General features: G+C 48.0%; 23 protein-coding genes. 9 read left to right on the forward strand and 14 right to left on the reverse strand.

The window, feature by feature from the left end:
* The first annotated feature begins 62 nt into the window (after positions 1-62).
* Together BUQ78_RS05110 and tsaA are read left to right on the forward strand one after the other, a co-directional pair.
* The gene (locus BUQ78_RS05110) at positions 63-542 is read left to right on the forward strand and encodes a methylglyoxal synthase (RefSeq protein ID WP_074199489.1); all 480 of its coding nucleotides are present in this window, start codon (positions 63-65) and stop codon (positions 540-542) included.
* Positions 539-964 (forward strand): tRNA (N6-threonylcarbamoyladenosine(37)-N6)-methyltransferase TrmO, encoded by a 426-nt coding sequence (tsaA, locus tag BUQ78_RS05115; protein WP_074199490.1) that lies wholly within the window; start codon positions 539-541, stop codon positions 962-964. The genes BUQ78_RS05110 and tsaA overlap by 4 nt, the downstream gene beginning before the upstream one ends.
* On the opposite strand, the gene ppdK is transcribed toward tsaA, so the two are convergent.
* Complete coding sequence (gene ppdK / locus BUQ78_RS05120; protein ID WP_074199491.1) at positions 965-3628, reverse strand: pyruvate, phosphate dikinase; 2664 nt, start codon at positions 3626-3628, stop codon at positions 965-967.
* 248 nt (positions 3629-3876) lie between these two features.
* Here ppdK and BUQ78_RS05125 point away from each other — a divergent pair, with 248 nt between their 5' ends.
* Together BUQ78_RS05125 and BUQ78_RS05130 are read left to right on the forward strand one after the other, a co-directional pair.
* Positions 3877-4362 (forward strand): ferritin-like domain-containing protein, encoded by a 486-nt coding sequence (locus BUQ78_RS05125; RefSeq protein ID WP_014806001.1) that lies wholly within the window; start codon positions 3877-3879, stop codon positions 4360-4362.
* Between the two features lie 174 nt (positions 4363-4536).
* Complete coding sequence (locus tag BUQ78_RS05130) at positions 4537-5595, forward strand: homoserine dehydrogenase (protein WP_318259522.1); 1059 nt, start codon at positions 4537-4539, stop codon at positions 5593-5595.
* A 30-nt stretch (positions 5596-5625) separates the two neighbouring features.
* Here the strand turns inward: BUQ78_RS05130 and BUQ78_RS05135 are convergent, their stop codons facing one another.
* Positions 5626-5826, reverse strand: a complete 201-nt coding sequence (locus BUQ78_RS05135; RefSeq protein WP_014805994.1) for a hypothetical protein — start codon at positions 5824-5826, stop codon at positions 5626-5628.
* A 165-nt stretch (positions 5827-5991) separates the two neighbouring features.
* On the opposite strand from BUQ78_RS05135, the gene BUQ78_RS05140 reads away from it, so the two are divergent.
* The 3 genes from BUQ78_RS05140 (at position 5992) to BUQ78_RS05150 (ending at position 8288) form a co-directional block, all read left to right on the forward strand.
* A complete protein-coding gene (locus BUQ78_RS05140; protein ID WP_074199493.1) occupies positions 5992-7395 on the forward strand; it encodes a sensor domain-containing diguanylate cyclase in 1404 nt (467 codons plus the stop codon).
* A gap of 37 nt (positions 7396-7432) precedes the next feature.
* Positions 7433-7699 carry a MoaD-like domain-containing protein gene (locus BUQ78_RS05145; protein WP_074199494.1) on the forward strand — a complete coding sequence of 89 codons (267 nt, stop codon included), beginning with the start codon at positions 7433-7435 and terminating at the stop codon, positions 7697-7699.
* A 79-nt stretch (positions 7700-7778) separates the two neighbouring features.
* Positions 7779-8288 carry a ferritin family protein gene (locus tag BUQ78_RS05150; RefSeq protein WP_014805991.1) on the forward strand — a complete coding sequence of 170 codons (510 nt, stop codon included), beginning with the start codon at positions 7779-7781 and terminating at the stop codon, positions 8286-8288.
* Here the strand turns inward: BUQ78_RS05150 and BUQ78_RS05155 are convergent.
* The 7 genes from BUQ78_RS05155 to BUQ78_RS05185 all read right to left on the reverse strand — a co-directional run bounded on the left by BUQ78_RS05155 (position 8285) and on the right by BUQ78_RS05185 (position 15869).
* Positions 8285-9262, reverse strand: coding sequence for a cation diffusion facilitator family transporter (locus tag BUQ78_RS05155; RefSeq protein WP_074199495.1), 978 nt, complete (start codon positions 9260-9262; stop codon positions 8285-8287). The two genes, BUQ78_RS05150 and BUQ78_RS05155, sit on opposite strands and share 4 nt — an antisense overlap.
* A 127-nt stretch (positions 9263-9389) precedes the next feature.
* The gene (locus tag BUQ78_RS05160) at positions 9390-11204 is read right to left on the reverse strand and encodes an aldehyde ferredoxin oxidoreductase family protein (RefSeq protein ID WP_074199496.1); all 1815 of its coding nucleotides are present in this window, start codon (positions 11202-11204) and stop codon (positions 9390-9392) included.
* On the reverse strand, positions 11204-11680 hold the full coding sequence (locus tag BUQ78_RS05165; RefSeq protein ID WP_014805988.1) for a 4Fe-4S dicluster domain-containing protein: 477 nt from the start codon (positions 11678-11680) through the stop codon (positions 11204-11206). The genes BUQ78_RS05160 and BUQ78_RS05165 overlap by 1 nt, the downstream gene beginning before the upstream one ends.
* 82 nt (positions 11681-11762) lie before the next feature.
* On the reverse strand, positions 11763-12506 hold the full coding sequence (locus BUQ78_RS05170) for a 2Fe-2S iron-sulfur cluster-binding protein (protein ID WP_074199497.1): 744 nt from the start codon (positions 12504-12506) through the stop codon (positions 11763-11765).
* A complete protein-coding gene (locus BUQ78_RS05175; RefSeq protein WP_074199498.1) occupies positions 12499-14367 on the reverse strand; it encodes an NADH-ubiquinone oxidoreductase-F iron-sulfur binding region domain-containing protein in 1869 nt (622 codons plus the stop codon). Before BUQ78_RS05175 ends, BUQ78_RS05170 begins: the two co-directional genes overlap by 8 nt.
* Complete coding sequence (nuoE, locus tag BUQ78_RS05180) at positions 14342-14857, reverse strand: NADH-quinone oxidoreductase subunit NuoE (RefSeq protein WP_318259523.1); 516 nt, start codon at positions 14855-14857, stop codon at positions 14342-14344. The genes BUQ78_RS05175 and nuoE overlap by 26 nt, the downstream gene beginning before the upstream one ends.
* 124 nt (positions 14858-14981) lie before the next feature.
* A complete protein-coding gene (locus BUQ78_RS05185; RefSeq protein ID WP_074199499.1) occupies positions 14982-15869 on the reverse strand; it encodes a DMT family transporter in 888 nt (295 codons plus the stop codon).
* Between the two features lie 132 nt (positions 15870-16001).
* Here BUQ78_RS05185 and polX point away from each other — a divergent pair, with 132 nt between their 5' ends.
* Both polX and BUQ78_RS05195 read left to right on the forward strand, forming a co-directional pair.
* Complete coding sequence (gene polX / locus BUQ78_RS05190; protein WP_074199500.1) at positions 16002-17744, forward strand: DNA polymerase/3'-5' exonuclease PolX; 1743 nt, start codon at positions 16002-16004, stop codon at positions 17742-17744.
* A gap of 10 nt (positions 17745-17754) precedes the next feature.
* Positions 17755-19485: a putative bifunctional diguanylate cyclase/phosphodiesterase gene (locus BUQ78_RS05195; protein ID WP_074199501.1), complete on the forward strand. Its 1731-nt coding sequence runs from the start codon at positions 17755-17757 to the stop codon at positions 19483-19485.
* A gap of 47 nt (positions 19486-19532) precedes the next feature.
* Here the strand turns inward: BUQ78_RS05195 and BUQ78_RS05200 are convergent, their stop codons facing one another.
* The 5 genes from BUQ78_RS05200 to BUQ78_RS05220 all read right to left on the reverse strand — a co-directional run bounded on the left by BUQ78_RS05200 (position 19533) and on the right by BUQ78_RS05220 (position 23001).
* Positions 19533-19745, reverse strand: a complete 213-nt coding sequence (locus BUQ78_RS05200) for a trimethylamine--corrinoid methyltransferase (RefSeq protein ID WP_074199502.1) — start codon at positions 19743-19745, stop codon at positions 19533-19535.
* A gap of 203 nt (positions 19746-19948) precedes the next feature.
* The gene (locus BUQ78_RS05205; protein ID WP_014805980.1) at positions 19949-20302 is read right to left on the reverse strand and encodes a carboxymuconolactone decarboxylase family protein; all 354 of its coding nucleotides are present in this window, start codon (positions 20300-20302) and stop codon (positions 19949-19951) included.
* 96 nt (positions 20303-20398) lie between these two features.
* A complete protein-coding gene (locus tag BUQ78_RS05210) occupies positions 20399-21694 on the reverse strand; it encodes a CCA tRNA nucleotidyltransferase (protein ID WP_074199503.1) in 1296 nt (431 codons plus the stop codon).
* A 62-nt stretch (positions 21695-21756) separates the two neighbouring features.
* Positions 21757-21930, reverse strand: a complete 174-nt coding sequence (locus BUQ78_RS05215; RefSeq protein ID WP_014805978.1) for a 4Fe-4S binding protein — start codon at positions 21928-21930, stop codon at positions 21757-21759.
* A gap of 60 nt (positions 21931-21990) precedes the next feature.
* Entirely contained in the window at positions 21991-23001 is a 1011-nt protein-coding gene (locus BUQ78_RS05220; protein ID WP_074199504.1) for an NAD(P)H-dependent glycerol-3-phosphate dehydrogenase, read from the reverse strand.
* Between the last annotated feature and the right edge of the window lie 4 nt (positions 23002-23005).

Consider the following 23005-nt stretch of genomic DNA (forward strand, 5'->3'; position numbering starts at 1 on the left):
ATAGCATTTTATGACCACTTGACATTTTATATTAAAGCAATGAAATAGGGAGATGACTTCTAATGAACAGAAAACGCATAGCCCTGGTAGCTCACGATAGCATGAAAAGCGACCTGATCGAGTGGGCACTTTACAATAAAGGCACTCTTAAAGAACATGAACTTTACTCTACAGGCACAACGGGATTCTTGGTCGAAAAGGAGCTGGGAGTACCTGTACATAAATTCAAATCCGGCCCCCTGGGAGGAGATCAACAACTGGGGGCTCGCATTGCCGAGGGTTTAATCGATATATTGATCTTCTTTTGGGACCCATTAAACGTACAACCCCATGACCCTGATGTAAGGGCGTTGCTTCGAATATCCGTTGTTTACAACATACCCACAGCCTGCAACAGGTCCACGGCCGACTATTTAATTTCTTCTCCTCTGCTGAAAGAGACTTACGTCCCAAAGCGCAAGTTCAATCCGGAAGAATATCAGCAAAGGCGCAATGTGCAGTTCTTGGAACAGATAAGTTCAATCAAGGGTGACAGAGATTGACATCCAAAATTTACAGCTGGAATATACGCCCCATAGGTAAAGTAATCTCTTCCATCAAGGAGCCCGCAAGCACCGAGCTTTTTTACAATCTAAGGAGCACCATAGAGATATATCCCGAATTCGAGGAAGGATTGCTTGGACTGCAGGGAAAAGATGAAGTATTGGTCATATTTTTGTTTCATTTGAATATCGACAATGCACATCTTTTGGTACATCCGCGAGGGGATATTTCCGCACCCTTACGCGGCGTATTTGCTACCTGTTCGCCCGCGAGGCCTAATGGATTAGGAACAAGCAGGTGCCGTCTTATCGCCCTCGATGGCCCAAAGATACACCTCCTTGGACTTGAAGCGATCGACGGCACCCCTGTCATCGACGTAAAACCTTTCTCGTGCCTGGATCCTCGCTACGACTTACTTTAATTAGTTTAACAGGCCTAACGCTGCATGGGCAGCAGAAAGGCGAGCTACCGGAACCCGCATGGCCGAGCAGCTGACGTAATCTAAGCCGATGGAATGGCAAAAGGCGATGCTAGATGGATCTCCGCCATGCTCGCCGCATATGCCAAGCTCCAAATCTTTGTTGGTACCCTTGCCCCTTTCCACGGCCATCTTCATCAACGTGCCGACGCCCTTGCGATCCAGGGAGTGGAAGGGGTCTTCCATGTATATGCCCAGCCTCACGTAAGCAGCCAAAAACTTTCCCTCGGCATCGTCTCGAGACACTCCAAGCGTCGTCTGAGTGAGGTCGTTCGTACCAAAGCTGAAGAAATCGGCATACTCGGCTATTTCGTCGGCAACTATCGCTGCCCTTGGAAGCTCTATCATGGTCCCAACTTTGCAAGGCAGATTAACTCCATACTTGCCAGCCGTTGCAGTTGCGACCTTTTCTATGTTGGAACGAAGCATGCACATCTCCTGTCCGGTTGCCACTAAGGGAACCATTATCTTAACGTTGACGTCGATACCTTGCATCATGAGTTCGCAGGCAGCTTCAACGATGGCCCTTACTTGAGCCTCATATATCTCCGGATACAGAACTCCGATGCGACAACCCCTGAAGCCCAACATGGGGTTATTTTCCTTGAGAGCCTCTATCCTCCTCAAAAGGGCCTCCAAACGCTTGATTTCCCCCTCGGAGCCGCCATTAGATCTAAGCTGGAATAATTTTTTAGTCACATCTTGTTCTTTGGGCAAAAATTCGTTCAAAGGAGGATCGAGCAGCCTGATCACCACAGGCAAACCTGCCATGACCTTGAAGATTTCCAAGAAATCGCCTTTCTGTAATGTAACGAGCTTCTCTAGGGCATGCAACCTCTCATCCTTGCTATCTGCCACAATGACCTGTTGCATTATGGGCAACCTGTTTGCCTCCCTGAACATGTGCTCAGTCCTGCACAATCCTATCCCTTTTGCCCCAAGTTCGCGCGCCTGCCTTGCCTCACTTGGAGTATCGCAATTGGCCCAAACTTGCAGCCTTGCAAATTTGTCAGCCATACCCAACAAGTTGGTAAGGTTTTTTTCGCGCAGGGAAGGATCGACCAGGGGCACCGCACCGAGGTAAACGTTTCCGCTTGTCCCGTCAATGGTTATTACATCATCTTTTTTAACCGCAACTTCACCGACGGTAAACGCCTCATTGGCAAAATCTATGTTTACTGCCTCACATCCGACCACGCATGGTATCCCAAGGGAGCGGGCAACCAGGGCGGCATGGCTTGTCTGACCGCCTCTGCTGGTGAGCAACCCCGCAGCCATAGAAAGGCCGTGAATGTCTTCAGGGGTAGTCTCGGGCCGAACGAGTATGATCGATTCGCCGTTTTTACCGCGCTCTTCCGCCTCGTCCACATCGAATACGACCTTGCCGACGGCGGCACCTGGCGATGCAGCGATGCCGGTCGCAATTGGGGATATCTGCACTGATGGATCTATTTGCCTGTGAAGCAGCTGTTCTACTTCCTTAGGGGTTACCCTGCTTACAGCCGTCCGCTCGTCGATTATGCCTTCGGCCACCATTTCTGAGGCAATCCTCACGGCGGCTTTGGCAGAACGCTTGCCGCTCCTGGTCTGAAGGATGTAAAGCTTTCCCCTTTCCACCGTGAACTCTATGTCCTGCATATCCCTAAAATGCCTCTCAAGTGATTCGGCCACCTTCAGAAGCTCGCCATAGACTTTAGGATTAGTCTCCCTGAGCAACGCTATGGGCTGCGGCGTCCTTATGCCGGCAACCACATCTTCTCCCTGAGCGTTGACAAGAAACTCTCCAAAAAGCTCTTTTTCTCCAGTTGACGGATTGCGCGTGAAGACAACCCCCGTACCACAGTCTTCCCCCAAGTTCCCAAAGACCATTTCCATCACTGTTACAGCAGTCCCGAGGTCGTCAGGTATATTGCTGATCCTTCGATAGGTAATGGCTCGCTTGTTGTTCCAGCTCTTGAAAACTGCTTCAATGGCCATCTTAAGCTGTATCCATGGGTCCTGCGGAAAGGCCTGATCAATTTTTGATCTAACGATGTTCTTAAATTGATCCACTACGTCACGAAGGACATCTGCGGGGATCTCATAATCGTATTTGACGTTTAGCTTCTGCTTGACCTCTGATAGGACGCCTTCAAACAAGTTGAGCTCTATGCCCAAGACAACGTCTGCAAACATTTGGATAAACCTTCTGTAGCAGTCGTAAGCAAAACGGAGGTCTTTCGAAATTTCAGCCAAAGCCTCGGTCGTCTCGTCGTTTAGTCCCAGATTCAATATGGTATCCATCATGCCCGGCATGGAAATCGGGGCACCTGAGCGAACAGACACCAGAAGCGGATTCTCACGACCTCCAAAGGTCTTTCCCGTCGCGCGCTCGAGAAAATGCATGTGCTCCACTACGGCAGGCCACAGGCTATCCAACCACTGTGGGCCTTCTTTCATATAAGCGCGACAGGCTTCTGTGGAGATGATGAAACCGTTGGGCACGGGAAAACCCAGCCTCTTCATCTCGGCCAGGTTGGCACCCTTGCCACCCAAAAGGGACACCATAGCCGCACTTCCCTCGTCAAAGCGATATACGTACTTGACTTCGGTCCTTACTACACTCATTTTACTGACCTCCCTGCAGATTGCTGATCTGCATATCGCATTGACGATTTATCTCTCAAATCTCTCATCGTCTAATTTACGTTTTTTACAAGTATACCACTATATTTCGACTTTATGTAGGTCCCTGTAAAAACTTCCTTTTTGCTATCAGCAGTCACCATGACGGGGCAAATTGAAGAAATAGGACATTTAAGTTAAAATTATTTTATAAAAGCTGCAAACATTAAATTTCAAAGGAGGAGATCGCAATGGCACAAAAGACGAGGGAACTTGTAGGGGCACATGTCGACAAGCTGATAGAACTGCTGAATAAGGCTTATGCAGACGAGCTGATTGCCTATTTCTACTACAAAACGGCAGCTATGTTGGTAAAGGGCATCCATGCTAAAACTGTTGCCGACCAACTGGAGGAGATAGCCAAGGAGGAGCTGGAACACTCCGAAGAGCTGGCTGAACGCATTATCCAGCTTGGAGGGGAGCCCATCGATGATTGGGATGCCATAACCAAGATGGCGAACTACCCCAAGGTGGATATCCCCAAGGACAGATCAGACTACGTTGGAATACTGAAGGGGGTACACATTGCTGAGCAGGGAGCCATAGAGGTATATGCCAATATCATCAAGTTCCTGCAGACAGAGGCCAAAGATCCCATAACCTTCCATGTCATTCGTCACATAATGGGAGAGGAAATGCATCACGAAGAAGAAGTGGAGACCTTGTTGGGCATCTAGACCCTAAAGCATAGACAAAATGAAAAAGCCAAGAAATGGTTAACCATTTCTTGGCTTTTTCATTTCATCGAACATGATGTAAAATAATGTACAAAGGAAGCTGTTAACTGCCATTTATAATAACGGGGGAGGGTGGCTAAAAGTCCCCACATGCGGCGTGCAGTAAGGGGTTTAATGCCAAAAAATTTTATGAAGGCTTTGTTGATCGGATTCGGAAATGTTGGAAGGACTTTAGTTGAGATATTATCGGATGGTGGTCAGTATTGTAAATTAAAGGACTTGAATGTAAGCATAATAGGAATTATAACAAAAAATCACGGCAATTTGGTCAACTCGAGGGGCATAGATTTGATAAGGGCTCTATCGGAGTTCGAAAAGGGAAACTTTGCTGCGGCAAATCCTGATCGATGCGATCTAGACGCGTTAAATGCCGTAAAAGAGCTTGAGTATGACGTCATGATTGAGACATCTCCCCTATCGATCGAAGGCAAAGGAGAACCAGCTGTAACTTACGTTCGCGAGGCTTTATCGCGCAATTGCAACGTCATTACGGCCAACAAAGGACCTGTGGCCTTCGCTTACAGCGAATTGATGGCCATCGCAAAGGACAAAGGTGTTTTGCTCTTGCATGAAGCCACAGTCATGGACGGAACGCCCTTGTTTAACATGGCACGACACTGCCTTCGTGGGACAAGGGTAACGTCGTTAGAAGGCATCCTCAACTCGACCAGCAACTACGTCCTTTCCATGATGGAATCCGGGATGTCTATGGACCAAGCGATATCCCAAGCTCAAAAAATGGGAATTGCCGAGAAAAATCCCATGTACGATCTAGAAGGGTGGGATTCGACGGTTAAGCTGTGCGTCCTCGTCAACGCCCTCTGCAACGCCAAAATTACGCCTTTCGAGGTGGATAGAAACGGCATAACCGATATAACGTCAGATCAGGTCCAAAATGCCCTCAGAGCCGGCAAGCATTTAAAGTTGATCTGCAAGGCCAAACTTGACGAAAGCTCTCCTAGGGCAGAAGTTAAGGTAACTGAGGTAGAAGCTCGAGACATATTTTCAACTGTAAAAGGTCAGGGGGCTATGTTAAAAATTTATACAGATATAATGGCACCATTTGTGGTATCACAAACCGACCCAACCTTACCCGATACGGCTTATGGCATAATAAACGACCTTTTTGAGGTTAAAGATCACATTAGCTTGCATACAAATAAGGCGGGCTAAACTTGCCCGCCTTATTTGTATAATCTAAAACTACAACGCTTCCGGTTCACAAAGGTTTTCGGCCTTCGCAGCTGCTCTACCGCACCTACGGCAAACGTACTTAGGGTCTCTGACTAGCTTTTTGTACTCTTCCAAATTGGCATCGATGAACCTGATGTTTTCCAGATAACAAAGGTGTTCCTCGTGACCAACATGGGGCATCGCAAATTTAGCTTCAGCCATGCGTGCCATTTCACAACCCTCCTTTAGTTATCTTACGATTGTCCTACCTACTGTAAATTTATTATAACTTTTCTACATAGTAAAAATAAGGCCGTTGAACTCACTTAAGTTGACTTGGGCGGGTTTTGGTTATCAATTAAGTTCGTATTTTGAAAGGAGCTCATTGTCTTTATAATGAATGCCATAGAAAGTTTATTCAATTCGTCCGAAAGATCCGTTATATGCCTTTTCGGCATATCTATTGGTATTGTATTATTGCTAATTTATCATCATAAAAAACAACACGAGATCCCATCGTCCGATTCCATATACAGTGAAGTGTTTTTGCTCACTTTAATAGAGCTACTGCCGGAACCCATATACTTCAAGGACAGCAGTGGCATCATATTGCTTTGCAATGAAGCTTTAGTGCGCTTTTTAAATACGCCAAAGGAACAAATCATAGGCAAAAATATATTCGATATCTTGCCTGCGGAAGACGCTAAGACATGTGCGGAAAGTGAAAAACCTCTATTTGAAACTGATGGGCCGGCTTATGTCAGCTATGAGAGGGCAAGGATGATTAACGGCAAAAGGCATTACGCGATAGAGCGCAAGAGGGCAATCAAAGACCCTTCCGGGAAACTGCTTGGCATAGTAGGCATTATCATTGATATAACCGAACTAAAACAAGCACAAGAGAAGCTCATGGCAGAAAAAAACCGCTTAAACCTGGCGCTTGAAATTGGAAATATAGCCTATTGGGAACATGACTTGCTAACGAACAATATAAACATCAGCGAATATGGGTTAAGGCTTTTAGGCTATGAAATTCTGGATGATATTAACACATTAGAGCAATTTATTGATTTAATTCATCCTGATGATAAGAAAAAATTCCTATCGGATCTTCATTCCGGACTGTTAAAAAATGACGTCTTCAGTTTACAGTTCAGGATCAAAAAACCAGACGGAACTTACATATGGCTCGAGAGCAAGACAAAGCCCATCGAGAAGGATTTTGATTCAGGCGAGACGACAAAGCTCGCGGGCGTCTTTGTTGACATTACACATTATAAAAATGAAGTTTTACATCAAAAACAGCTGATCAACGACCTATACACCTTAGCGGCTATCGATAACCTCACCGGTGCTATGGCCAGATGGACAGGAGAGGCTCTCATCAGTCGCAGCTTGTCTTCAGCCACAAATGAAACATACTCTATAATCTTACTCGATTTGGATAATTTTAAAATGATCAATGACTCCTACGGACACCTGATGGGCGACGCTGTTCTTTCCAAAGTGGGCGAGGTCGTCAAAAAATCTTTACGCAAGACTGATCTTTTCGTTCGTTGGGGTGGGGATGAATTTTTGATATTCTGTCAAAACTCAATAGATCAAACTCTACACTTGGCCGAAAGGTTACGTCGTATCATCAAGGAAGAATTTTTATCGGAAGGCTTGCCAGTAACAATCAGCATGGGATTAACAATCGCCAGACCAAAGGAGCCTCTCGAAGACATCTTTAGACGAGCCGATGAAGCTTTATATAAAGCAAAAAGCTTGGGCAAGGATCAGGCATATGTAATTGAATAAGTTAGAAGGGAAAATATATGCTATGAGGTGTCATAACATGAAGGCCTACAAAGAAGTTCTTCTGGAAATGAGGACCATAAAAAGGGATGAATTTCTAAATTGGTTTCGCCAAATAGGTGGCATTGAAGGAGATGACGGTTTTTTTGAGGGCCTCTCTTGGAAAGCGTACATAGGCGAGACATCGAAGGTCAAATTGGGCGCCATGGACTTTCCGGTCGTTTACGTGAGAATATTGGTCGAAGAAGAACAATTCGAGGATTTCATGAAGGCCTTCAGGTTGCGCTTCTTGAGAGCAGGCGGTTAAACACCGATAATACATGAACTTTCCCGCTTCAGGATATATAATAAAATTAAAATGACTTTACAAATTAGGAGGGGTCGTAATGGAATTGGAGAGAAAAATTTTGGAATTTGCCCTGAAGATGGAAAAAGAGGCCAGAGATTTTTATCTTAGCGCTAAGAATAGGGTTAGCAATCCAAACACTAAGTTGCTCATTGATTATTTAGCAGATTGGGAGTTATCCCATTGCAAGTTCATCGAAGATCAGCTTAACAAAATTAAGAGCACCGGCAAATGGGATACCTATGCAGCGACGGAAATGGACGAGGAAACGGCTCAGGAAATATTAAGAAAACCTTGGGTAGAAGAGGAGCTTCAGACGTCGCTAATTGCAGACGTCTCCGATATAAGCGTCCTTCGCATGGCCTTGTCGCTGGAGCGCGACTTCAACAATTTCTATACAAAAGCCTCTCAAAAGATAGATCAGCCGGACGGGAAAAAGGTGTTGAATAAGCTGGCCGGTTGGGAAGCGGAACACATGAGAATTATCGATGAACAGATAAAGGAGATGCACAGAGATTTCATGGCAGAAATGGGCTTCGAGCCGTTTTAAATGCCAAAACTTCCCCAAGGAGGGTTTATGCCCTCCTTGGGTTTGGGGTAGCTCTTAGATAATCTCTCGGGATCAGCCGGCTCCATGTGAACAGTTATTATGCTGTGGGGTCCAAAGCGTTCCTTAAAGCGCTTTTCCAGCTGAATGGTAATATCGTGTGCTTCGCTAAGGGGCATGTCTTGTTCCATCATGATATGGACGCTCACGGCGATATGAGGACCCAAACGGCGAGTCCTGAGGTCATGTATGCCCTTTATGCCCGGTATTGCCCATATAAGCCTCAGAATCTCTTCTTCTTCCTTTTCGGGCAGGGAAGCCTCAAGAAGTTCATTCAAGCTCTCCAGTGCCAAGGGCATCGCCAATTTTAATATGATGATTCCCAAGATAAGCGCAGTAAGAGGATCGAGCACGCGCCATTTATCGCCGCACAATACGGCTCCCGCTATCCCTAAAAACGTCCCTCCCGCGAGGAATACGTCGCTTCTGTGATCCCAGGCCTTTAGCTTCAAGGAGCTGCTATCTAACCTTTTTGCCATTCCATTCGTATATACATACAACAACTCCTTGACTATCATGGTAAAGGCAGCCGGAATTAGGGCTATGACGCTTATCCCCTCGATAGGAACTCCTTTCATGGCGGAAACTATCTTGCCCGCGCTGCGCCATAGTATAAAACCCGCAGCCACCATCAAAAAGATGCCAATTACCAAGGTCGATAACGTTTCAAACTTCGCATGGCCAAAGTCGTGCGTTGCATCTTTGGGCTTGCCGGTCACATAGAAGCTGAACAATGCAACTCCGTCGGTGATGGAATCGGACAACGAGTTGATGGCATCGGCCACGAGGGCGCTGCTTTTGGCCCATATTCCCACCATTAACTTAAAAACCATCAACAGCAGATTACACGTCAAGCCTATTAATATGACCTTGCGCGCATATCTTGCCCTGATCTCTAAGTCGTATTGATCCACCATGAACAGGCTCCCCTGTTAGATTTTACGTCCAATTATAGACCAATAGCCTGAAAAACCAAGCCTAGGCACAGAGGGCAAAAAGGCAGGAAAGGGTTACCCTTACCTGCCTTTTTATATATCTTAAGTGTTAAAGGGAATATTTCGCTGCGATGTCCAGCAATCCCAGGCTTTCCAGCCTTTCCTTAGTAGGTATCCCATTTTTGCCCCATCCACGCAGCTCATAGTACTTGGGAAGCATTTCATGAAGCTTATTTACCCTGCCCTTAGATGGGCCTGCCGGGATAGGTTCGTTAAGCAATCGTGGCGGTAGCGTGTCCTCCTTTGGCGATATGCCGGCCTTCAAGTTGAATAACCTCTCCAAGTTCCATATCCTCTCGCCGGCAAGAAGCAGTTCTTCTGCAGTGACCTTTTTGCCGATAATTGGAGCAACCTGGGCAGCAAGGTCTCCGGCATCCAACGCAAAGGTCAAAAACAGGCAGAAGCCCAAAGAGTCGACGGCAGCGGTCAAATCCTGGAAGGTCTTGGTCCACTGCGGCTTAGATGCGATATCTGTCGGATCCAACTTCTCGGGTATGCCCAGCACTTCCGGCGAAGTTAAGTAACCCCTTACGTGACATCCGCCTCTGTTGCTGGTAGCATACTCCAATCCCATGCCCTGCAAAGCCCTTGGATCGTAAGCGGGCATTTCCTGCTTTTTGGCCGACATGGAAAGCTCGGGATGCCCATACTTCTCGCCGAGCCTGTAAGACCCAAGAGCTAGCTCCTCGCCAAAGCCACGCTTGTAGCCCGTATCCTCTGTTAGCTTTACGATCGCCTCAGCGTTTCCCCAATGCAGGGATACGCCCGCCTTTTTTTCGTCAATCAAGCCAAGCTCGGCCAACTCCATGGCGCATCCTATGGTGCTTCCCATGGTTATCGGGTCCATGCCAAGCTTATTGCAAATGAAGTTGGCCTTACAGATGGCCTCCAGATTATCCACGCCGCACTGCGCTCCATATGCCCAAACGGCTTCGTATTCTGGACCCTCGCCGATCTCCCCCATGGCCTTGGTGACCCTGCCGCAAGCGGATGCGCAGCTGGCACATGCCTTGTTTTTAAGAAGTATGGTTTCGGCCATGGTCTCTCCAGAAATTTTGTCGGCTCCTTCGAACCATGCCTCCTTAAAGTTTCTCGTCGGCAAGGCCCCGGCAGCGTTTATGACGTTTACTAGGACGTTAGTTCCATAGGCAGGCAATCCTCCACCCGTGACGGGATGTTCGGCAATTTTTTTGCGCGCCTTTCGAAGCGCTTCCAAAAAGGCTTCCTTATCTGCGAGCTTTATTCCTCCGGTTCCCCTGACGACGACGGCCTTGAGGTTTTTGGAACCCATAACGGCACCAACGCCTGTCCTGCCTGCTGCCCTATGCTTATCGTTCATCACGCAGGCAAAAAGCACCAACCTCTCTCCCGCCGGACCAATACAGGCAACCTTCGCCTCAGGGTCGGTCTCGGACAGAAGAGCGTCTGTGGTCTCATAGCTATCCTTTCCCCAAACGTGAGATGCATCCCGCAGCTCTACGTGATCGTTGTAGATCCACAAATACACCGGGTTTGCAGATTTACCTTCGAAAATTATCATGTCGTATCCTGCGTACTTCAGCTCGGGACCAAAGTAACCACCGGAATTCGAAGCAGCTATCGTCCCGGTCAAGGGCCCCTTTGTAACCACATTGAACCTTCCGGCAGAGGTGGCAAGAGTCCCGGTGACAGGACCGGTTGCAAAAATCAGTTTATTATCCGGGCTAAAGGGATCTACATTGGGGTCGACCTCTTCGACCAGGTATCTGCTTCCCAAGCCTCTGGCTCCCAAAAAGTCCTTAGCCCAATCCATCCTCAGAGGCTCAAGAGTTATGTTCTTGGTCGATAAATTTACGCGCAAAACCTTTCCCATGTAGCCAAACATCACTCGCTCACCTCCTGGGCAATTTTGGCAAACCTCGCCGAAAACTCCTTTTTCTTTTGGAGGCTTATGGCATCTGCAGGAACGTAATCCAATGCCTTGGTCGGGCAAAACTCCACGCAGTAGGGACTGCCGTTGCACTGATCGCATTTGATGGCAGTGCTCTGTTCCCAATGGTAGGACATATTGCCAAAGGGGCAGGCCATCACGCACATCCTACACCCTATACATTTAGATGAATCGACTTGAACGACGTTTTTTTCATCCCGAGCCAGGGCACCCGCCTTGCATACGCTGATGCATGGAGCATCATCGCACTGCTGACATGTCATTGGTACGTTAGCCCCCGCCTCAAACCTGTAGACAGTGACCCGCGCCAAAGATGGCCTACACTCTCCCTCCTTTTCCAGAGAGCAGGCCAACTCGCAACTGCCACAGCCTACGCACTTCTCCGGAGAAATGACAAGTACCTTCTCCATTTCCAATCCCCCCTATAAATAAGTTTTTTAAACAGGCCCGCTTCCCCCCTTGGGCAGGCCCAAAACCAATTCATAAAATGTGTTAATGTACGAAAATCCGAAACTTCGACGCATACTCGCGTTTCCTACACCTAGGGCATAACCTGGCATCCGGATCCTCTATTCCCGCAAATTTCAATGCTTCTTCCGTGGTATATGTTTGGCCACAAATTGGGCATCGTATTAAAGTAAATTTGCGATCCCATATGGTCCTTTCATCGCCTTCATCGACGCACTCAATATATCCGGTAGGACATACGTCGGCGCAAGCACCGCAACCTATGCACTGCCTTGGCGGCTCCATGAAAGGCGGAACTATCCTCTTGTTAAATCCCCTCCATGCCGGCCCTATGGCACTGGGACCAAGGGTCTCGCAAGCCCTGACACACCTGTCGCACCTCACGCACTCGTCGGGATCAAAGGAAAACCTTGATTCGACGCTCACGCCATATTCATTGGCTAAGGCGTTTAACCTGGCCGACTTGGGCGCCCGATTCAGCAAAAGCTTTAAGACGAATTTTCGTGCCCTTATGACCTCATCGCTTTTCGTATTTACTTCAATCTGAGCACGTATGGGATACATGCAGGATATGGCAAGCTCGCCCCTTCTGCCGGGTCTAAGGATCTCAACCATACACAGCCTGCAGTTACCGTCAGGCGGTAATGCCGGATGATGACAGAGCGTTGGGATCTCTACGCCCGCCATCTGGGCAGCCTCCAAAACGGTCGTCTCCATGGGAACCGACAGGCTTACGCCATCTATTACGATATCGATAGGATCACGCATTTTTAACCCTCCTTGAGGAGGCTATCGAGTTAGTAGGACAAACGTCCATGCATTGCCCGCAGCCTATGCATTTTAACGCATCGACTACATGAGGTCCTCTAGCCTCGCCCGAAATGGCCTTCACAGGACATGTCCTGGCGCATTGCCCGCAGCCTATGCAGCTGTCCTTGTCTATTTTTGCAGCAAAAAGTCCGGTACATACCCCGGCGCGACAGTAGCCTTCGACGTGCTCCTCGTACTCTTCATGAAAGTACTTTAAAGTGGAAAGGACAGGATTTGCTGCCGTCTTGCCTAAACCGCACAAAGCGGTTTTACCCAGCTCATGTGCCGTATCCTCTAAAAGCCCTACATCCTGTAGGCTACCCTTGCCTTCAGTTAAATCATGAAGCAGCTTTTGCAATACCTTTAGCCCCTCCCGACAGGGAGTACATTTGCCGCAGGACTCCTCGACGAGGAAGTCGATGAAGTACTTCGCCACGTCGACCATGCAGGATCGTTCGTCCATCACTATCATGCCGCCAGAGCCCATCATCGATCCGGCTTTTACCAAAGTGTCAAAATCTACCGACAAATCAAGTAGCGAAGCGGGAATGCACCCCCCAGAAGGACCTCCCGTCTGAACGGCCTTGAAAGCCTTGTCCTTCAGCGTTCCACCACCGATCTCGTATATTATCTTGCGCAGGGTCACTCCCATCGGCACTTCAACCAAGCCGGTGTTCTTCACCTTGCCCACCAAAGCAAAGATCTTGGTGCCGCTGTTGCGTTCAGTGCCAAGCGATTTGTACCACTCGACGCCGTTCATCAAGATGATGGGGACATTGGCCCAGGTTTCTACGTTGTTAAGCACAGTCGGCTTATCCCAAAGGCCCTGTTCGGTGGCATGAATGTACTTCACCCTTGGAACGCCCGGATAGCCTTCGATGGAGCGCATCAAAGCAGAGGACTCGCCGCACACGAAAGCGCCACCACCTTTACATATCTGTATATCGAAATCAAACCCAGAGCCCAATATGCTCTTGCCCAGCAATCCGTACTCCCGGGCCCTTTCAATGGCGATCTGCAGTCTTCTCACTGCTAAGGGATATTCATTTCTCACGTAAATGTAACCTTCGTTGGCACCTATGGCATAAGCCCCTATTATCATTCCTTCTATTACGCTATGGGGATCTCCTTCCATCAGGCTCCTGTCCATGAAGGCACCGGGGTCCCCTTCGTCGCCGTTGGCTATCACGTATTTTGGAAAATCATCTACCTCCCTGCAGGACTTCCATTTATACCCGGTCCTAAAGCCTCCGCCCCCGCGTCCGCGAAGGTAGGAATCCGTGATCTGTTTTATTATCTCATCGGGGCCAAGCTTGAAGGCAAGGCTCAACGCCTCATACCCGTCCGTTGCTATGTAATCCTCGATGGAGGTGGGGTCAATGTGTCCCGACCTTCGAAGCACCAACCTTTGCTGATTGGCGTAAAACGGAATTTCGTGGTCGCTTCTGTAAGTTTTCTTGGTGACAGGGTCACGGTAAAGCAGGCGCTCTATCACTTCGCCATCTAAGATGGTCTTTTGCACGATTTCAGGGACGTCTTTCGTCTTTACGTTTTGATAAAATATCTCGCCGGGGGAGACGATCACTATCGGTCCCCTTTCGCAAAAGCCGTGACAGCCGGTGAATTTCACCACAGGTTCGACCTTGCCAATCCCTTTTAAGGCTTCCTCTAGGGCACTTAAAACTTCCATGCTGCCGTTAGAAACGCATCCTGTCCCACAGCAAACGCGCACTACGGGAAGTAGGCTTGCCCTCTTTAAGTCATCCTTCAGTTTTAGCCGATAATTTCGAAGGTCATCTGGCTTTAGAAATAATGGCATCTTCTTTCTCCGCCTCCAGTATCCTTGCAACGTCAGCGACGGACAGTTTGCCGTATACCTTATCGCCGACCATCATGACGGGCGCCATGGCACAGCATCCAAGACAATTGACGGTCTCCAAAGTGAAGATGCCGTCCTTAGTGGTCTCGCCCGCCCTTATCTTTAACCTCTCGCTAATGGCGTTTAAGATCTGAGATCCTCCACGAAGATGACAGGCAGTTCCCTGGCAGACCTTTATAGTCTTTTCCCCCTTCGGAACCAGGCTCAAGACCTTATAAAAGGTTGCTACGGCAAATACCCTGCTTTCGGGAATCTCAAAATACTCGGCAACGGAACGCATTGCATCGGTAGGTAAATATCGAAACTTTTCTTGAACGTCTAAAAGCACTTGCAGCAAAAAACGTGGATTTTTTTCGTAGCGACATAAGATATCACTTATCGCTACGTCTGATGTAGCGCTTAACACTGAAAATTCCCCCTTTTTCTCCAATCCCCTATAACAATCCCCTTGTTTGAGTATAATAGCACTTTATTGGCGAAATGTGAAGAGATCGTCAAAAAAATACATATCTTGCCATTAATAATATAATATATTCAAATTATTCTCCATAAGTTCATCTGCTTTCTCCAAGTGCAGCCAGGGCGATTCCGACAAGGACCAACAAACCGCCCAAAACAGTCACGGGCATTATCGCTTCCTTCAATATGAAATAAGCCAAGATAGGGCTTACCACTGGTTCGCCCAGTAAGGCTATGGCCACAAAGCTCGCGGAGAAATATTTAAGAGACCAATTGTAGCTGCTGTGTCCGATAATTTGGGGAAAGACGGCAAGTCCCCAAAGACAGAGCCATGTCCTTGCAGGATAACCATGCAATGGATAACCTAAACCTATCACAATGGCAAAGAGTATAATTGCTGCGGTAGCGTAACATATGGTTATGTATGAAAGAAGCGACATCCTTTGCCTCAACCTGCGACCAAACAGGAGGTAAAAGGCTGCAGCCCAGCTTCCTGCGATCGCCAGCAAATCCCCTAGCAAGGCTTTCCCGCCAAGGGCAAAATCTCCTGCGCTTATTATGGCACTTCCTATGACGCTAAAGACCACTCCCAAAATTGACATCCTGGTCAGTCTATCGCTGCTCAGAAAAGGCGTGAGCAGAGCAACCCATATCGGATTCGTGTTGACCAGCACTACGCTGCTGGCAACGGTAGTATAATCAAGCGAAGAAATCCAGGCGGCAAAATGAAGGCTTAAAAAAGCACCTGAAGCAATGGCTATTTTGATATCGGCAAAGGAAAGCGACATTATTTCCTTCCTTGCAAACAATAAAGCTGCAGGTATCAAGATGAGGCTTGCCAATCCAACTCGATAAGCCGAAATCACCAAGGCGGGGGCGTCGGCAAGACGAATTATCGTAGCTCCCGTAGAGACGGCCACAACGCCTATGAGTAGGACAACTATCGGCAAAAACAGAGGCCTTTCTTCCGTTTCCCTTTTCATATCGCGCAATTTCCTCGCCTGCCCCTGCGCTTTACGTAGGATAAATGGTATACTTAATCAAGTATATGGTATTGTTAGTCATGCTTCAAGGCAACACGGCAAGACCGTCAATTCCCGGGGGGAAATCTGTATATGCATGAAGAAATTGACGCCAACTTCTTGGCCGACTTGTTCAATCGTATAGCCATATTGCTTGAGATAAAAGGCGAAGACAGATTTAAGATAAACGCCTACAGGCGAGTCGCTGAAAGCTTGGAAAAAGAGACCAGGGATATATTTGAGCTTTACAGGGAAGGAAAGCTCATGGAGATACCCGGTGTGGGTAAGGCCATTGCACAAAAGATCTCCGAAATATTGGAGAGCGGCAAACTGGAATTTTATCAAAGGCTGACCTCAGAAATTCCCGAAAAGCTGATATATCTGCGTGAGGTCCCTGAGATGGGCCCGAAGCGCATTAAGACAGTCTGGGAAAAACTGGGCATAGATTCGGTAGATAAACTCGAGCAGGCGGCACGTCAGGGAAAGCTTCGGGATCTGCCTGGATTTGGGCCTAAGGTCGAACAAAAGATACTCGATGCCATCTTAGCGATCAAAGAAAGACGCCTGAACAGGAGGTTTCCTCTAGGAGAGGGATGGAAGTTATCCGAGCTAGTAACGGGCAGATTAAGCAGGTGTAATGGTGTCGTAATGTCGTCTCCTGCCGGTTCTCTTAGGCGCATGAAGGATACCATAGGCGACTTGGATATATTGGTCGCAGCCAAAACTGAAGCCGCGGACGAAGTTATAAGGGCATTTACCGAGTTGGACATGGTCGAAGAGGTTATGCTTTCCGGGCCAACCAAGACGAGCGTCAGGTTCAAGGACGACCTTCAGTGCGATTTGAGGATAGTCGAGCCATCGAGGTGGGGGACGGCCCTGCAGTATTTCACCGGTAGCCAGCAGCATAACGTACTTTTAAGGGAAGTGGCGCTGAAAAATAACTTAAGCCTTAGCGAATATGCAATAACAGATAAGGCTAGCGGCAGGGAAATAGTTTGCGCAAGCGAGGAAGAGGTGTATAGAATACTTGGAATGAGCTGGATACCTCCTGAAATTAGGGAAGGCACCATCGAGATAAAGCTGGCGCTGAAAGACGGCCTTCCGCGGCTGGTGGAGCTAGGCGACATAAAAGGTGACCTGCAAATGCATTCGACTTACAGCGACGGGAGACGTTCAATAAGGGAGATGGCCGAAAAAGCCCTTCTACTAGGACGAAGTTACATACTCGTCACAGATCACTCCCAAGGGTTGGGCGTCGCAAGGGGCTTAAGCATTGAAAGATTAAGGAACCAATGGCGCGAGATAGACAAACTGAACGAGGAATTCGAGGGCAAATTGGTCATACTCAAGGGCGCCGAGGTGGAAGTGAAGGCCGATGGAACGCTAGATTATCCCGATGATGTACTAGGGCAGCTCGACGTGGTCGTAGCATCAATCCATTCAAGCCTTAGACAGGACAAAGACCGCCTGACCGAGCGATATCTCAAAGCCGTAACACATCCATTGGTCCACATTCTCGCCCATCCCACGGGGAGGCTTTTTGGCGTGCGCGAAGGGGCAAATGCCGATTGGGACATAATATTCAACGCAGCCGCCTCGTGTAAGACGTTTCTTGAGATAAATGCTCACCCAAGCAGGCTCGACCTATCGGAAAGGCATATAAGACAGGCTCACGCCTTAGGCTGCAGGTTCGTGGTCAGCACAGACGCCCACGACCTGCACGAGGAGGATTACATGATATTCGGGGTATCGCAGGCTAGGCGAGCATGGCTCGAAGCAAGGGACATCGTAAACACATTGCCACTAAAAGAATTCATGGCACAACTCAAGAGGTGATCTCTTCCGCATGGAAACTGCTGACGAGAAATTGACCCACATAAACATTGAGCTTTATTCCTCTATGCTCGAGATAATAGCGAACAAGATACATGAAGGCGTGGTGGTAACGGATACTTCCGGCACAATCATTTGGGTAAATCCCGCATTCACTTCAATAACTGGTTATAGTGCCAGTGAGGCATTGGGACACAACCCAAGGATATTGAAATCCAACTATCACGACCAGTCCTTCTACAAGAACCTTTGGGAATCCATATTCACTATCGGCTTTTGGGAAAGCGAGATATGGAACAGGCGCAAATCGGGGGAAGTCTATCCGGAATGGATCTCCATATACGCCCTAAAAGACAAACTGGGCGTTACGAAGTTTTTCGTAAGCATCTTCACGGACCTAACTGAGATAAAGGCCAAAGACCAACAACTGCAAAGCTACATCTACACCGACGCTCTGACAGGACTTGCAAATAAAAATCATTTCCTGAAGGACCTTAAATCAATGACGATGGATGTCATAAACACAAAAGGATATCTTGGCGTATATTTGATAGATTTGGATCGATTTAAATTAATAAATAGCACCTTCGGTTACGTATTTGGAGACCACATATTACGCCTGATCGCAAAGCGCTTATCGCTTAACGAAAAGGACAGGGACGGCAGGCATATGGCTCTCTACCGCCTTGGAGAGGACGAATATGCCATCCTGGCTAAGGCAAGTAGCCCCATTGAGATAAGGCGTTTGGGCAAACGCATCATCGAGGCCTTGCAGGAACCGCTGGTAAGCGAGCGAGGCCCCATACACGTTAGGGCAAGCATGGGCATTGTAGTGGTTCCTGCCGATGGGACCGAAGAGGGAGATTTGCTGAGGAAGGCTGAAATTGCATTAAACGAGGCAAAGGCCAGCGGAGGCAACCGTTTTACCTTTTACGATGAGGGTTTTGAGAAGGCCTACAGAACCCGCCTTCGCCTCGAAAACGCCCTTCTTTTTGCAATCGAAAGGGAGGAATTTCGCCTGGCCTTTCAGCCGCAGGTGGATCTGACGTCAGTCAAGGTCTTTGGCGCTGAAGTACTGCTTAGATGGCACCACAACGGGGTTGATATACCGCCCAGCGAGTTCATCCCAGTTGCCGAGGAGATGGGGATGATCACCGAAATAGGTTACTGGACATTAAAGAAATGCTGTCAAACCCTTTCAAGTTGGTCCCGAATGGGTCTCAAGCTTGAAAAAATCTCAGTCAATGTCTCCGCATCACAATGTCGCGATGCTAATTTTTACGAAAATGTACTTAAAATAATCGCAGAATCAAAGTTAGATCCTCGAAAGGTAATGCTTGAGATCACCGAAGGAGCTCTGATGGAAGATAAAGAAAAGATTAAGGACCTTTTTAAGAGGTTTAAGACATCAGGTATAGGCATCGCAATTGACGACTTCGGCACCGGTTATTCCTCCCTTGCCTACTTAAAGGATTTTCCTATCAATGTGTTAAAGATAGATAAATCCTTCATAGACAATTTGGAATACGATGAAAGGGATCGGGCAATAGTCAGGGGCATAGTGAGAATTGGCGAAATTATGGACATGGCAATCATCGCCGAGGGCGTAGAAAATAAAGAACAACTGAGGATACTTCAGGACCTGGGCGTAAACTACATACAAGGGTATATATTCAGCCCTCCCCTATACGAAGAAGAGTTTCAAGCATTTTGCACATCGCATAACTTGACGCTTCCTTCATAAAAAACTAGCGACCAAACATTTCTTCACAGAAGCTTACTCCCCATGACTTATAGGAGCTTGAACCTTATCCTTCCTGCCTCTTCGCAGGCAAGCAAATAATCGCCTTCCCTAGTGGGAGAGACGTTCTTTAGGTGTTCCAGGGCGTCTTTGTGTATCCAGCAGGTTATATCGCCAACTCCCTCGACTTCATAAGGGATAAAATCTTTCTCTTCTCCCCTTGCAGGGCGACCTATCAGGCCCGACGGACCATGATAAGCCATTCATCAGCCGGCTATATTTGTGCGCATCAATATCATGAAGTGCCCGCCATGAGATCTCACCCTTTCAAGCCAATACTGTGAAGTTATCTTTATCTTATTGTTACCCATAACCAAATCCCCCCTTTTAGCCTTAAATAAATTTTAACACCGCCCTTTAAAGGGCGGTGTTAAAATTTCCCTAAATGCTAATATTGGTTAACATTCTACTTTTTAAATTCATGGGCGAATTCCTTGATAGTTTCATTTACCAGGGTGACACAATGGCTTACCGCAGGACCACCGCCGAATTCCGTCGCAACCAGAGCTGCTTCCATGATCTCGTCCTTGGTTGCCCCGGCCTTCAAGGCGTTATAAACGTGCGTCACAATGCAGTATTCGCATTTGGTGTAGACAGCGATGGCCACGCACAACAGTTCCTTCGTCTTTAAGTCCAACGCCCTTGGTGTCATGAGCTTGCCCGTGAACTCGACGAAAGCTTGGACTTCCGGCCTAACCTCGCCAACTTCTTTCATGTTCTGCTGAAGCTCTTTCATTATTTCTTTAGGATTCCAAGCCATATGTGCTCACCTCACTTTTTGTTAGTTTATTTTATTTTATCAAAAATACTTGCAGACAGCTACGCTCGATCAATGGCTTAACCTAACAATTTTGGCCTAATTTCTCTCATCGTTCATCATTTCCCTCTTGGCCTTAAGGAAATTGATGGCCTCACTGCGATCCTTTATCTTGCCTTCGGCGATCAAACCCTGAATTTCAGAAAGGATCAAGCCCACCCGCGGACCCTGCTCGATTTTTAGGATATCCATGACGTCCTTCCCGGAGATGAGCTTTTCCTTGCCCGAAAATTTAAACATGCACGAAAGGGCTATTTCCCTATTTTTTGTCCAAGACGAATAATCCCCGTTGCTTGATGCTATATCTATATAGGAGAGCAAAAAGAGCCCGTCAAGCCAGCGTTTGCCGTACTCCAAATAGAGTTTCGGTATTCGCCTGGGTGCCAAGGAAATCAAGGGGATCATGTGCCACCTCACTAAGCTCGAGACGGCCTTGACGAAGGGGCTTGGCCACGCCCACCGCTTCATTATCTCGATAGACAAGCTTCCCCCAAGCTTTTCATGTCCCATGAACCTTATGCGACCATCGTCTTCCTTCAGGGCAAGGGGTTTTCCTATATCATGAAACATCGCTGCGGCCTTGATTTCGCTTAAGCTCGTCAAGGCTTCTGCGTTTTTGACGCAGAGCTTCGTGTGTTCGTATACATCACCCTCCGGATGAAAACCCGGATCTTGAGGGACGCCTTTAAGGGCATAAATTTCCGGCAAGATCAGGGGCAAATAGCCGGCAACCTCTAAAGCTTCCATGAAAGAATAAAAGTTGCCGCCCAAAGCCTTATATATCTCCTTCCCAATGCGTTCGTACGGTACTTCTTGAAAGAGAGGTAAGTTTTCAAGGGTTGCCTTCCAAGCAAGATCATCTATGACGAACCCTCTCAAGGTTGCAGCAAAACGAAACAGCCTGATGCACCGTATGGGATCTTCTTTAATCCTGTCTTCGGGACGGCCATTGAAGCGAACCACTCTCCTCGTGAGGTCCAAAAGGCCTCCGAAGGGATCAATTAGCTCTCCGAACCTATTCATCGCCATGGCATTTATGGTGAAGTCCCTTCTGCCTAAGTCATCAAGCAGACCTGCTCCTTGGAAGGGCGTCACCTCTACGGCCCACCCTTTCTCTTGAGGAATGACGACCGTGCACAGCTGTCCGTCGCCTATGATCTTGGCCTCAGCAAATAGGCTCAAAATTTCCCCTGGACTCGCAGAGGTGGCGATATCAACGTCGTTAAAGTGTAGCCCCAACGCCAGGTCTCTAACGGTTCCACCGACGATATAAGCCTCGAAGCCGTTAGTTTCTAAGATATGCAGGATTTCAAGGGAAGCCGATAACTTATTCATGATCATCTCCGGATATCAAAAAAGGGCCTAGTCGCCTAGGCCCTGACCGACTAACAAACTCCTTACTGGGATATTGCCGAGACGGGACAGGTGGATACGCAGGCTCCACATTCGATGCAGCTATCCGGATTTACCTGGGCTTTCCCGTCCACAATGCTGATTGCCTCTGCCGGGCAAACTCCCACACAAGCCTCACACCCTATACACGTGTCCCTGTCAACTACAGCTTTTGCCATTGGTAACCCCTCCTAATTTAGTTATCAGAAATTAATTTAAAAACAACGCTACGCTACATTCTACATCCATTGCATTGCCGGAGGCAACTCCGGTTTGAGGTCTCTTAAAAGCAAGGTATTTAAGGCTTCTTCAGGCGCAAGGTCGTTATATAACATATCATAAACCGCGTCGACGATGGGCAGTTCTTCGCACACCTTCCTGCCCATTTCCTTGAGGGCTTTTACGGTATAGGCGCCCTCTGCTACCTGTCCCAATTCGCTTATGGCTTCTGCCATAGACTTGCCCTTTCCTATGGCAAGGCCCAGACGCAAATTCCTCGAATGAGCGCTGAAGCATGTCACGATCAAATCTCCCACTCCGGCAAGACCGGCAAGGGTCAACGGATTTGCGCCCATCTTGGCACCGAGTCGCATGATCTCTGCCAAACCGCGACTTACAAGGGCAGCCAAAGCATTATCCCCCAGGCCCATTGCTTTGGCAATGCCGGCTGCTATGGCAATCACGTTTTTCACTGCACCGCCTATCTCAACGCCCATGACGTCGCTTGACGTATACACCCTAAAGTTCGGCCTGGAAAACATCGCCTGCCACCTTTCTGCCACCTCGCAGTTTAAGGAAGCCACTACCACCGCCGTGGGCAAGTCCTGGATCACCTCTTCGGCATGGCTTGGACCGGACAACACGGAGTAGGAGACGTCTCCCATGACATCCCTTACTATCCCGCTAACTGTGGATGAGGACTTGATTTCTATGCCTTTGGCGACGTTGCATATATATGGTCGAACAGAAGTCATTTGTGCCACATCAGTCAAAAAGCCCCTTATGGCTTGAGTGGGCAACGCAATGACCCATAAGGGAGACCTCACGGCTTCCTCTATTTTGTTTGTAGCTGTGACGTTAGAAGATATAGGATGTCCCCTCAAATAATTTGGGTTTTCGCCCGTCACGTTAATGGCCCGCGCCTGATCCGCTCTTCTGCACCACAATGTCACGTTATGGCCGTTTTGGCCGAGCAAGCTTGCCAGAGCCGTTCCCCAACTGCCGGCACCGAAGACAGATACGTTTTCCATTTGT

This window comes from Acetomicrobium flavidum (genome assembly GCF_900129645.1).
Taxonomy (GTDB): Bacteria; Synergistota; Synergistia; order Synergistales; family Acetomicrobiaceae; genus Acetomicrobium; species Acetomicrobium flavidum.